The 13268-nt window shown below is 36.1% G+C and carries 10 protein-coding genes; 1 reads left to right on the forward strand and 9 read right to left on the reverse strand.

The window, feature by feature from the left end:
• Positions 1–15: 15 nt before the first annotated feature.
• From ACXAEO_RS12655 to ACXAEO_RS12690, 8 genes are all read right to left on the reverse strand, one after another.
• A complete protein-coding gene (locus ACXAEO_RS12655; protein ID WP_474881469.1) occupies positions 16–501 on the reverse strand; it encodes a PTS sugar transporter subunit IIB in 486 nt (161 codons plus the stop codon).
• A 13-nt stretch (positions 502–514) separates the two neighbouring features.
• A complete protein-coding gene (locus tag ACXAEO_RS12660; protein ID WP_474881471.1) occupies positions 515–910 on the reverse strand; it encodes a PTS sugar transporter subunit IIA in 396 nt (131 codons plus the stop codon).
• A gap of 16 nt (positions 911–926) precedes the next feature.
• Positions 927–2672: a class I mannose-6-phosphate isomerase gene (locus ACXAEO_RS12665; RefSeq protein ID WP_474881473.1), complete on the reverse strand. Its 1746-nt coding sequence runs from the start codon at positions 2670–2672 to the stop codon at positions 927–929.
• Positions 2673–3104: 432 nt separating this feature from the next.
• A complete protein-coding gene (locus ACXAEO_RS12670) occupies positions 3105–4811 on the reverse strand; it encodes a DUF262 domain-containing protein (protein ID WP_474881475.1) in 1707 nt (568 codons plus the stop codon).
• Positions 4812–4950: 139 nt separating this feature from the next.
• Positions 4951–7365 carry a DEAD/DEAH box helicase family protein gene (locus ACXAEO_RS12675; RefSeq protein ID WP_474884130.1) on the reverse strand — a complete coding sequence of 805 codons (2415 nt, stop codon included), beginning with the start codon at positions 7363–7365 and terminating at the stop codon, positions 4951–4953.
• Positions 7358–7684 (reverse strand): pyrophosphohydrolase domain-containing protein, encoded by a 327-nt coding sequence (locus ACXAEO_RS12680; RefSeq protein ID WP_474881479.1) that lies wholly within the window; start codon positions 7682–7684, stop codon positions 7358–7360. The genes ACXAEO_RS12675 and ACXAEO_RS12680 overlap by 8 nt, the downstream gene beginning before the upstream one ends.
• 245 nt (positions 7685–7929) lie before the next feature.
• Complete coding sequence (locus tag ACXAEO_RS12685) at positions 7930–8601, reverse strand: group I intron-associated PD-(D/E)XK endonuclease (RefSeq protein ID WP_474881482.1); 672 nt, start codon at positions 8599–8601, stop codon at positions 7930–7932.
• Positions 8602–8609: 8 nt separating this feature from the next.
• Positions 8610–9389: a group I intron-associated PD-(D/E)XK endonuclease gene (locus tag ACXAEO_RS12690; protein ID WP_474881484.1), complete on the reverse strand. Its 780-nt coding sequence runs from the start codon at positions 9387–9389 to the stop codon at positions 8610–8612.
• A gap of 213 nt (positions 9390–9602) precedes the next feature.
• On the opposite strand from ACXAEO_RS12690, the gene ACXAEO_RS12695 reads away from it, so the two are divergent.
• Positions 9603–12764: a DUF3427 domain-containing protein gene (locus tag ACXAEO_RS12695; RefSeq protein ID WP_474881486.1), complete on the forward strand. Its 3162-nt coding sequence runs from the start codon at positions 9603–9605 to the stop codon at positions 12762–12764.
• Here the strand turns inward: ACXAEO_RS12695 and ACXAEO_RS12700 are convergent.
• Positions 12741–13145, reverse strand: coding sequence for a (deoxy)nucleoside triphosphate pyrophosphohydrolase (locus ACXAEO_RS12700; protein WP_474881488.1), 405 nt, complete (start codon positions 13143–13145; stop codon positions 12741–12743). The two genes, ACXAEO_RS12695 and ACXAEO_RS12700, sit on opposite strands and share 24 nt — an antisense overlap.
• Between the last annotated feature and the right edge of the window lie 123 nt (positions 13146–13268).

Below are 13268 nucleotides of genomic sequence, written 5' to 3' on the forward strand. Positions count from 1 at the left end.
CCTCCTTCTGTTTTTTTAATAATTTTGACGAACTTTTTCCCAATTATTAATTGATTCATCGGGAATTAACTGAAATTCGATATTAATTCCCTTCTCGTTTAAATAATCGAAAGCCGCTTTTTCTTCTTCCGTAATTGCTGCATTTTTTGCTACTGTTCTTGCATTATCTCTCGCACTCATAGGTCCAACATTGACATTCAAACCAAAGTCTCCACCCTTTTCAATAATTTCTTTTAGTGCTACCGGAGACTTTACAATAACAAAATAGCTATTTTTTGCACCTTTTGCCTTTTGGATTTTTTCAATACCTTCATCTATTGTATAGACACCTACTTTTACACCCGTAGGCGCGGCATTAGTAAATATTTTTTTCTGAAATGGATCTTGAGCAATTTGATTATCAATGACTAAAATACCATTACACGATTTATAACGTGACCATCTTGCAACAACTTGTCCATGAATTACTCTGTCATCAACTCTCACCAAAGAAATAGGCATAGTAAATTCCTCCTTAAATATTTATAATTTCGATAGAATTAGTCCCTGTATTTTTTGCAATCTCTGCTAATTCACCAAGATTTTTTATAAATGATGTGCTACTTACAACTTCCAAGTACATTGGTAGATTGACACCAGGTACTATTACTGCATCTTTTTGTGAATAAAGTATATATTTCATACTTTCATTACAAGGAGTTCCCCCTTTTAAATCACATAAAATTAGGACTGAGTTAAATTCATTAAACATTTCATCTAAAGTTTCAGATAATTTATTTGCGAAGGCATCTATACCTGATTCCTCCAGTGTTACCGTTCTAATATTATCATGTTCACCAATAATCATTTTCCCAGATTCTACAATTTCTTCGCAATAATTCCCATGAGATGTCACTAATACACCTATCATATTTTCTATCCTCCTGTTATACTCTTACAAATGCTTTAATTGTAGCAATTGTTTTTCCTTCAGATTTTCCATGAGGTTTAATTGTATACCGCTTTACACATTCCGGAATGATAAATGTTTCCGCATAATGTACAACAAATGGTTCAAATTCACCTTCCGGACTCTCGACAATAGCTTCTTCACCTTCAATTAAGTTAAGAACATTTACACTATCATTTGTTTCATGGACAACTTCTTTAGAAAACCAATGTCTTCTTGTTTCAATAAACTCTCGCTCATGGAGACCTGTTCTTTCTTCAATCCAACCGTCACCTTCAGCTACTTTTTCAATTCGATTAATGAGATTGTTTTCAACCCATGTTTTATCTCTATCCCATTGGATAACTTTCTCACCATGTTCAAGATGAACGGGTCTTGGTAATCCATCTAATCCTAAACGATCCCAATCCCATAATTTAAAAGTAAAAATATACGGTGTCGCGCTAATTTCTAACACCATGGTATTTTTTCCGGAACAATGAATGGTTCCTGCTGGGATTAGAAAATGATCATGTTTTTTTGCTGGGAACTGATTTATATATTTTTCATCTGGAAACGAGATTATCCCCTCTTGTGCTTTTCTTAAATCATCAATCATATCATCAGAATTAATGCCTTCTTTTACACCTAAATAAACAACTCCATCATCTTTTACATCTAATAAATAGTAACTTTCATCTTGTGTATAGTGCATTCCGAATTTTTCTTGAATATACTCAGTTAACGGATGAACTTGAAGACTTAAATTTTGACCATCCATTGTGTCTAAAAAGTCAAATCTTATTGGGAATTCTGTACCAAATCGAGCATGAACTTTATCTCCAAGTAACTCAATTGGATGTCTGAACACGAGATTTAAGGACGGAACTTCGACTCTTATGTCACCATATTTTAAATAGATACTATTTTCTTCTGGAACACCATCAAAACTCCAAGCGTAATTCTCACTTGATCGATCTAAGTCACAAACTTCTTTCATCCATTGTCCACCCCATACTCCCGGATCAAAAAACGGTACAAGTCTAAATGGCTTTTTGACCGCTTGATTTAATCCTTCAAGGAAAGCATCACCAGTGATTAATTTAGGATTATCTTCTTGATTTGTGTCTAATAGATAATCAATATTTTTATATAACTGTTTTTTATGTCTATCAGCAATACGCCATTCGAAAAAATATCCTCGTTTATATTTCTTTAATATATCTTCATCATAATTATCCATTTTCCAATTTGTGATTTTTTTTGCTCGGTATCTCTGTTGAATTTCCCACCTAGCTAAATCTGCATAAATTAACAAATCTGGTTTTTCAATTAAAGAAGCACCTACACCGTATACAACAATTAAACCCGATTGAAGGTTCTTGATTTTCTTTTTAGCTTGATTAACTTTTTCTGCATCAAAGAATTCATCAAGTGTATGTGTGGATAAAACACCAAATACTCTATCATCCGTTAAATTTCTTTCAATCTTTTTTGTAATCGTTTCACCAGAGTAAGCTAAATCATCAGAATGAATAATTAAATTAGGTTGCAAAGGCGTGATTAAATTACCTAAAAGTTCAGAATATAAAACTCCTGGATAACAATCGATTACTATAATTTTCTTTTCTGACAATCTGTTAATTTTTGATTTTATTTCCAAAACAACGTCATTGTACCCTTCCCATGCTTCAGTATCTTTTTTACTTACCACTATTTCTGGATATTTATTATACTTCGACATATTTATCCTCCTTTTAATGTCATAATGTCATAACATTTAATTTTACATAAAATTACTTATAATTGAAAATCTACTATAAGTTCTCTTATATAATGCTATAACTTTATCTTTATAAAAATACTTTAACAACATCTTTTATAATCATAATGTTATAACATTATGATAAAACATACTAAAAAAAATTGCAAACACTTTCATGATTTTTTTGAATTTTTAACTATATTTAAATTTAAGCTTCAATTTTACATAATACTCATCCATCGTACCAACAGCTCTACTATCAAGATTTAACAGCTGAGTGTGCATATCAACAAATTCATCATGGAAAAAGTGCCTGTCACTTAAAAATTATTACTAGTTTTTTATTCTAATAATACAGGTAACTGTTAAAAATGCCTGTCACCACCCGATTTGGGAAATGACAGGCCTACATTAAAAGTATAGTCCCATTAGTTTACCTACTAAGTCCTGATGACGGCCTTCGCATTCTGTAATTGTCCATTGCGGAAACTTTGTCAATTCTTTCGTTAGTTCAAAATCGGTAATCCCGTTTGAAAAATACTTTTGCAGTTTAACATGAAATTCTCGATTATTGGCCGAAGAGTTCTTTTTACGGCTTAACAACACTAAGTTCCCTAAGCGGTGAGTCCAAGTCTTTCGCTCATCTTCCGTGAATCCATCCTCCCAACTACTTCCTTTAGGTGGCTTTTGCGGCAAAATATGCTCCACACTGATAACACCTGTATATGATTTTTTCACATTGGCATTTTCATTTAACGCCATATCAAGGCGCAGCAATACATATTTTGCATATTTCTTTTTATATAAGTCATCTGCCTCAACATTGAAATGAACGGTTTTATAATCATCATTAGTTTGAAAAATCCCAGCTTGCAGTACTTCCTGTGGTGTTGTAGCATGATCAATTGCTTGAATCATCTTGACGGTTTCTGTTACTCTTCCAGTCGGCGTAATGCCCTTAATCCAGCTCACCACAAACTTGCGCTCTAATACCTGCAAAAAAGGATACACTTCATCATCCGTTTGAAATTTTTGAACAAAGTGAATAAACACAGGAATCCAATCGGAAGAAGGAATAAAGTCCCGCATCAATGTTAGTAAACCGTAATACTTCACTGCTATTTCTCTGTTTGCTACTTGAATATCGGCGTTTAAAACCTTTTCTCGGTAAATATCCGCGAACTGCTTCACATATTCAATAAATGCTTTTCCTCTGAAATCTGGGTTCTTTTTAAATACCTTTTCCTCGTATTCTTCCTGAATCGTTTTCCTAGCTTTTTCCTTCACAAAAATAAGCCTAATATAAGCAAGAAGCTTCTCGAGCTCTTCTCTCCCCAGCTCTTCCTCCATTGCTTCCCACACATTTTGATAATGCTGCCGCTCACTCTCCGCAACTGCCCCTAAATTTGTGCTCTTTAATAAATCGGCATTGCTTAGCGGCATTCCGCGATCATTTAAAATGGAAAACAATCGGAAAGCGGATGTAAATGTACCTGTTTTTACATAAACAAACATGCAGCGGTTTAACACAAAATGAATCATTTTATCGACCAAGGGCTCATTCAATTGGTTATTCTCTATAAATCTATCTGTAAATACTCGTATTGCTTCCACCATGCGTTCCTGTGATTCTGTTAAATCTCTTTCACTAACCGTCAACTGGGTACCGCCCTCTTCTAAAATATATTTCTTAAAAAAAGAATAGTCACGGTCACGAACACGCAAACGAACCGTTTCCGGCTTATCTTCATACGGGTCAGCCTCTTGATAGATTTTTGACTGCAAAGTATTTTTGGCTCGAGGATTCTTTACTAAATCACGCATCACGGCAAGAAGGATTGTTAACGTCGTCAACCGTTGTTGACCGTCTACAACGTCATAAATGCCACTCTCGTCGCTTTTTTGTGATAATACTTGCAAAATGACACTCCCTAAGAAATAACTATTTTCTTCAAAGTCCAAAGCTTCCTTTATATCATCAAATAATTGTTCCTGCTGGTCCTTTTCCCATGAATATTGGCGTTGGTATCCTGGGATTTTAAAAGCAAATTTCGATCCGAATAAATCTTTAAACAGGATCTCTTTTGCTTCAATTCTTGTATCAATTGTTGCTGCCATTTTTAAACCCCCATCTATCTATGTAGAATCTCTGATTAAATACACATTGAAAATTATACCATTTTACTAATTCTAGTTAAATATAAGTCAGTACTCTTCTCAACAAACAACCTCTCAAGGAAACATTCCTCAAGAGCTCTTATGCCTTCCGCTCAAAATACTGATGCAATCGATACTCACATATTTCCTTTGTCCACTGATAAACCGTCTCCTGATCCTTTTCATCAATATCAAGATAAATAACAAACCGGCCGCCCTCAAAATTAATCAACCCTTTCGAACTCCCGCTCCACTTCGTCATCGGCATATCAGCAATCAATTTGCTCACTTTCTTTTCATCATACTCCCACAGCAGCTTTGATGATTTATCGGAAAAATCAATGCGTTTGCGGTATTCTGTTTCCGTTAAATAGTGATGGAAAAATGGAGCGACTTCTTGTGGTGTCACGGTCTTGAACCAATTCTTTGGTCCACGCTGCAGCATATAAAGAAGCAACACCATTTTATAGCTCTTCGTCATACCGGTTTTTTCTACTTCTACAAGCCAATGCTCATGCCTACGAAACACTTCCTGTTCATGTTCAGTTAACTCTTTTTCCCAATATAGGAAACCGATGTATGATTTAAACTCCTGATAATACGCTTTGGAGATCTCTGTACCATATAAATGCAGTTCAAGATACGTCGGTCTGCGGCCAAGTTCTTGTTTCAGCTTGAAGTATGCCTGCTTTAATACTTCCTTGCGCGGCTGCCGTTTTTTCGCCAGCTCCTCCAGCAGATCTATCACTTCTATTTCTAAATGGATTTCACAGTTTGCGGGAATTGTTGCAGCCACCTCTGCCTTTTTCTTCTTCTCCCCTGCCTCAAGCTGAAATAAACCCAGCTTAACATCAGCATTTCGATAGTTTCCGATTAAATCAATAATAGTACAATATTCCTTCCCGGGATGTAAACGCAAACCGCGCCCTACCTGTTGAGTAAATACGGTTAAGGACTCCGTCGGCCTTACGAACAATAATGTATCAACGGACGGAATATCGACTCCTTCATTAAAAAGGTCCACTGTAAAAATAACATCCAAGCGTCCTTCATTCAGCTGTTGAATGGCCTCACTTCGTGATACTCCGACGGTTTTAGAATGTAAACTGACAGTATAATAGCCCTTTTCCCGAAAAAAATCTGATAGAAAATTAGCTTGCTGGATAGAAGAACAAAAACAAAGCGTTCTTGTTTGCTTATGCTTTAGCCACGCCTGAAAAATGTTATCGGCAAAATCTTCACGAAGCTGAACAGCTAACAACTCCCGCTGATCGTACTTCTGTCCAAGCCATGTAAGACTCGAATAGTCTGTTTCATCATACACACCAAAATAGCGAAACGGCGTTAACCAGCCCTTTTGAATCGCTTCAATAAAGTGAAGCTGATACGCAACGTTCCCGTCACATAGGGCGTACACATCCTTCTGATCCATTCGGTCGGGTGTTGCCGTAATCCCTAGCAAAAACTTCGGCTGAAAATAATCAATCACTCTTTGATATGTAGCCGCTGCGGCATGATGAAATTCATCGACAATAATTAAGTCAAAGTTATCACGGCTAAAACAATGCAAGTGCTTTTCCATACTCAAGGTGTAAACAGAGGCAAACACAAAGTCTGTATCCATTGTTTTTTTATGCTGATAATAAAGGCCTCCTGAACGCTCAGGCATAATCGTGCGAAACGAAGCCTTCGCCTGGTGCAGTAGTTCTTCCCGATGAGCAACGAATAAAACACGAGAAAATCTTTCCGCAAAAAAGCCGGCTAAATACGTTTTTCCTAAGCCTGTTGCCATGACGACCATTGCTTTGTTATAGCCTTCTTCATATGTAGTAAGTAATGCCTCAAGTGCCGCTTGCTGGGCTTGGCGCGGCTGGATTTTTCCATATGCAGCTGGCATTTCCATTACCGCTGCTGGCTGTGCCTGTTTGTCCTCAGCTGGAAGCATTAAGTCCGTTTCTTCTATTTCCGTCCATGTTCGCACTAATTGAGGATGCTGCTGATGATACACGTTATAGGATTGCTCATAAAGCTGAATGGTTTCATGATTCAATGGAATCGTTTGTTCATGGTAAAACAGCTCCATAAATTCCGTAAGCGCATATTCAAATGTATCAGCGGCTTCATCATTGACTAGTACATTCCATTCCACCCCATTCACAAGTGCAGATGCAGATAGATTAGACGAACCGACGATAAAAGTACCGCTGTTTTTTTGCTGAAACAAATACGCTTTCGGATGAAAGGATTGTCCGTTGCTTTGCCAAAGGCGTGCTTCAACTTTCGGATGAACAGCTAACAGCCGCGATAAGGCTTTCGGCTGCGTCACATGCAAATAATCGCCCGCTAATACTTTCACCTCTGCACCTCTTTCACAAGCAGCGTGCAAGGAAGACGCTAGCCATTTAACCCCTGACTCCATCACAAATGATGTCAAAATATAAATACTGTCTGACCGTTCGATTGCTTCTTGTAAATGCCCACCTAAGCGGCTTGTAATGAGCTGAACATCACTCATCTTCCACATCAATCAGGAAAATCCGCTCCTGAAATCCCCCGCGTTTTGCTGCTTTCCTTTTCCGAACCTCTTCAAGCTGTTCTAGAGAAGAACCGTGTGCAGCAGCAAGAGCATGAACAACCTCCAACAAATCCGCCAGCTCTTCAATCGCTTCTTCACTTGTTTGGCTCGTTATGTATTCATGTAATTCTTCCTGCGCTTTTTTACGCAGTTCGGTTATATATTCATCATCACTTAACACGCTTTTTCGGTATTCCTTCCCTGTTTTCTCTATTATTTCAGGAATGCGATCTCGTACTAATTTATTATAAATGGGCATGAAATGTTCTCCTTTCCTGTATAAACACTACATAGGTTTGATTTTATAAAATACTGTATACTTTATGAAAATTATACCAATCTAGAATAAAAGAAAAAAGCACTAACTCATATAGTCAGTACTTTACAACAACTATAAACGAATTTACATGTATGTTCGTTTCATAGATGCTTGATTTTCTGTACCTCGCAATAGAAAATGAAACCCTCTTTTCAGCATAACACAAACAAAGATCATTACATATTTTATATCTCATACTCTCTAATCAAATGAAACGCATTCCGATAAATCTCAAAATCCCTTTTATTTCGTACTTTATGTCGATGCGGATAAAGACGAATAGATGAAGTTGATTTCCCTGCAAGATATGGGATAACGTAATATTCTTCAATTCCGTTGCATTTCACAATAAAAAAATCAACATCCTCTTCGTTATACTCAATACGATTTCCACTTTGATCCTTCGTGTATAAGTATGAACGAAAACCTTTAATTGATGTATCATACCCGGCTGATTTTACTTGAATACGGATAGGAGATCCCTGATACAAAACCACGATATCAGTTTTATGATTATCCATAAAGGAAGTGTAAACTTCAAATCCTTCCATAGACAATTTTATTTTCACTAAATCTTCATTAATGGTTCCTACTATTTTTTTATCAAGTTGATTAAAGCGTTGCTGTTCTTCAACGTATTCGCTATCGTCAAAACTTTGAAAAAAATCTGCTTTTAAACCCATTTCACTTAGCTTATTCTGAATTGAATCCGAACTTCGGTTCAGCACCTTCGCAATTAACTCTTTTTTCACCGAATTCTTCTTCAAAATCGTTAACACATCAACTTCCCATTCGCTCCAAGATTTTCTACCTTTCAAACCTGCCATTTCCTTATTTATCAATACTTCCTTCTCCATACACGCACCTACTTTAAGTGTTCTTTTATTAAGTGAAACGCATTGCGGAAGATTTCGTAATCTACTTTACCTGATAACTCTAGTTTTTTTCGATGTGGATATAAGTAAATTGATGAAGTACGATGAAAGGATGAGTAAGGGATAACGTAATATTCTTCGATGCCATTGCATTTTACAATAAAGAAATCAACATCCGCACTTTTATAATCAATAAACTCACCTTTCCCATTTTTCGTTCGTAAGTTAGCACGAAAACGTTTATGTGATTTATCATAAACTGCTGATTTTATTTGAATTTTAGCAACCTTCGAACATGATAAAAGAAGTAAATCCGTTTTATGGTTATTCATATATGGAATGAAAAGGTCAAAACCTTCAGATACCAGCTTCAATTTCACATAATACTCATTCATCGTACCAACAGCTCTACTATCAAGATTTAAAAGTTTGGTGTGCATATCAACAAATTCATCATCGATAAAATCTTTTCTAGAATCGACTGTAAAACCTAATTTATATGCTTTATTAATGACAGAACCTTTACTTCGATTAAGAATTTCAGCAATTAAATGATTAGGAACAAGATTCCTTTTTAATATTTTTAACGTCTGAATTTCCTCTTCACTCCAATATGGCTTATCACCCAACCCTAACTTTTCAACTTGGTATTTGATACTCGATGCCTTTCTATCAGGAAAATGATGCTGAATCAGCTCTGCTACACTCATTGAACCGTACACTTCTTTTAATAATTCAACTTCACGATCAGTCCAAGATTGTTGAGACATCCTATCATCTCCTATATTCATGGTCCCTTCAATTTTTATTTTACCATATTTTGTGTTATTACAACACAAAAAAAGAAACATACGTTCTCAAAAAGAGTTGATAGTATCTCTTAATCTATTCTTTACACATGGAAAATAAAAGAAAAATCTCCGTTTTATCTATTTCTTTTGATATAGTAAACATAGATCATACATAGAAATAAGGTGATATAGTTGACGAACAAAAATGGATTTTTCGAAGAATTACTTATTGAAAACAAACAATACCCTGACACAAAAGCAATTCAGCGCTTATCTCCAAAAGAATATACTGAAACACTCATTTTACATACAGCAAATAAATTGAGTGATCGATTTAATAGGTTAATTAAAAATGAGCAATACGATAAAGTCATTCAAATGGCCCAAAAACTTTCCAATGCGCTCTCAAAAGAGGATGAGACCTTTTCACTTCCTCTTTCCATGATTACATACTCTACGAACAACGAGCATATGCCGCTAAACGATGACTTATATTTGTCTCGACTGGATTTAATTCATAATGAAAAACATTCGATTAAAAACTTCTTTAAAACATTAAAATATGAAATGCTAACAGCGGATCGTGTAGATTTTATGGTGAGCTTCATTCGTGAGTCTGGCTTACATTTACTCACACGGCCATTATTACAATTACAAGAAAAAGATATTCCCGTTCGAATTATTACTTCTACTTATATGGGAATTACACAAGCTAAAGCACTGGCAAAGTTGTTACAGTTTTCTAATGTTGAAGTGAAAGTGTTAGACAATCAGAAAGAATCTTTTCACACGAAAGCTTATATGTTTCATCGGAATTCCGGTTTACATACGGTCATTATTGGATCGTCTAATCTTTCTCATTCTGCTTTAATTAACGGTCATGAACTAAATGTCAAAATTCCACATACCGCCTATACGCCAGTTTTTGATCAAGCACAAAAAACATTTAATCATGCCTGGGATAGCTCAGAAGCCATTCCATTGACAGAAGAGTTTATTAGGGTGTATGACGAATATCAAAAAGCACAGCAAAAGGTACAAAAGCATGTGCAGCAAACATTAAAAGTAGCCGAAAACAAGAGTGGCTATAACTTAAAGTCCCTTCAACCGAATCAAATGCAAAAAGAAGCATTAGAAAATTTACGCATCACGAGAGAAAATGGAAACAAACGCGGCGTCATTATCGCTGCCACTGGGACAGGAAAAACATATTTATCGGCATTTGATGTAAAAGCATTTCAACCGAAAAAACTCCTGTTTATCGCTCATCGTGAGGAATTATTAGATAATGCCATTGAAACATTCCAGCAAGTCATTCCACAGCATAGCTGGTTTGGCAAACTGACAGGAACGACAAAAGAATGGGACAAACCTTACTTATTCAGCACTGTACAGTCACTGCATAAAGAAAATACGCTTTCTCAATTTTCAAAGGATGAATTTGATTACATTATTGTCGATGAATTTCATCATGCAGAAGCACCTACCTATAAGAGAATACTAGAGTATTTCGAACCAAACTTCTTGCTAGGATTGACCGCAACACCTGAACGAATGGACGGCAGAAATGTGTTGGCATTATGTGATCATAATGTCGTATATGAAATTCGTTTACGTGACGCATTAGAAGCAAAGCTATTGGCTCCATTCCATTATTTTGGTGTAACAGATGAAACGGTAGATTACAGCAGCATCCCTTTAAGAAATGGGATATTTCACGAAGATTTACTCGTTCAAGCATTGAAAACAAATAAACGAACAGATTTTATTATTGAAATGATTGATACGTACGGTTATCAAGGAGACCGAATGATTGGACTTGGCTTTTGCTCTAACATTGAGCACGCTAAGTATATGAGTGAAGAGTTCAATAAAAGAGGCTTTCACACTACCTTTTTAACAGGTGAGCACAGTATTGCTCATCGTGAAGCGATTGTGAAAAAACTAGAAGATGAAACCGATCCGTTGCAAATGATTTTTACCGTAGATATTTTTAATGAAGGAATTGATATCCCAAGCTTGAACCTTATTCTATTCTTACGACCAACAGAGTCTTCCACCATTTTTATTCAGCAGCTTGGACGCGGCTTACGTAAAATCGATGGGAAAGAATTTGTAACCGTATTAGACTTTATTGGAAACTATGAAAAATCTTTTGTTGTCCCATTAGCACTTTCCGGTCAAATTAACCATAAGGCCTTTGATAAAGATTCACTGCGAGTCGCCATTACACATGAATTTGCTGATTTACCAGCGGGCTCTTATGTAGACTTAGATCCTGTTTCACAAAAGCAAATTTTAGATAAAATTGATTCAATTAAAATGAATGCAGTGGACATGCTAAAATCACTTTACCAACAATTTAAAAATGAACTGGGCCGTTCGCCAGAAATTTTGGATTTTTTATATGCTGAACAGTCCCCTAGCTTCACTTTCTTTATTTATAAATTTAAATCATGGGTACAAACAAAAGAAAAAATGAAGGACGTTAATGAATTAGATCAACGTATTTTAGACAATGCCCTCATGATGGAATTGCTCGAGCGACTTGAACAGCAAATGCCGATTAAATGGCCATATGATTTAATCATTTTAGAGGTTGCTTTCAAACAGCGAACTGTTACGTACGAAGATATTGTGAAGCAGCTTGAAAAACGTTTTGCGACAAAGGTCCACCTAGAAAGTCATGAAAGCCTACTACATCAATCGATGGTTCGCTTATGTACGACGTATAAAAAGCAACAATGGACATTTGGAGAAGTGGAAAACAATACCTTCATCTTAAATCCAGTCATTGAAAAATTAGTAGCAGATCCCGAGCTAAAAGCATATATACAAGATCGTATTGATTACGGCATTATTGAATTTAGACGGACATATCAAGCAAATCGTTTCTTATCAAAAGGAGAAAAACTATCACTTTATCAAAACTATACGAGGAATGATTTGATTTACTTATTCGAAGCGGGTGTACAAGAAGGTTCCTGGAGGGAAGGTGTCAGTAAAACGGGCAACCACTACTTACTCTTTGTAAACTTAAATAAATCAGAAAACGTCGAAGAACATTTATTATATAAAGACTATTTCATTGATCAACATCATTTTCATTGGCAAAGTCAAAACCAAACCTCACACAAATCAGAACGTGGAAAAGAGTTCATTCATCATAAAGAAAGAGACATTCATATCCACCTCTTCATTCGAAAATTCGATAATATGCACGGGATGACGCTGCCATTCACCTACTTAGGCGAAGTCGACTATATCACTAGCTACGGCGACAATCCTATGAGTATTAAATGGCGTTTACATCAACCCGTGCCAGAAGATTTATATACCGACTTTATCCGCTAACAACTTATCAATCGTCGGAATATCAGCAGGTGCCCATTCTAACGAGCGAAGCTCTTGGAGGGGCACCCATTTTAATTCAGCATGTTCTTTCGCTGTTGGTGTTCCCTGAACGATTTTTGTTTTGTATGTAAGTAAGTTCACAATTACATTTGGATATTCATGAACAACATCTTCAATGAGTTCATACACTTCCACTGTGCAATCTAGCTCCTCTTGAATTTCGCGAATCAGAGACTGTTCCGGTTGCTCCCCTTCTTCGATCTTTCCGCCTGGAAATTCCCATAGGTTGGGTAAAGACATTTCTAGGGAACGTAGAGCGCAAAGAATGTCGCCTTGCTCATTTACAGATACGGCTCCTACTACTTTTACTGTTTTTTTCATTGAATTCATTCCTCTCAGTGCTTAAATCGTCTAATTTCTTGATTGGATTTTCATATTTAATCTAACATATGGTAGAAATGAAGGGAATAGGCTGAGAGAGGAATATTGTTTTTATATGTACAT

The sequence above is a fragment of the Bacillus sp. ABA4_010 genome (assembly GCF_056159105.1).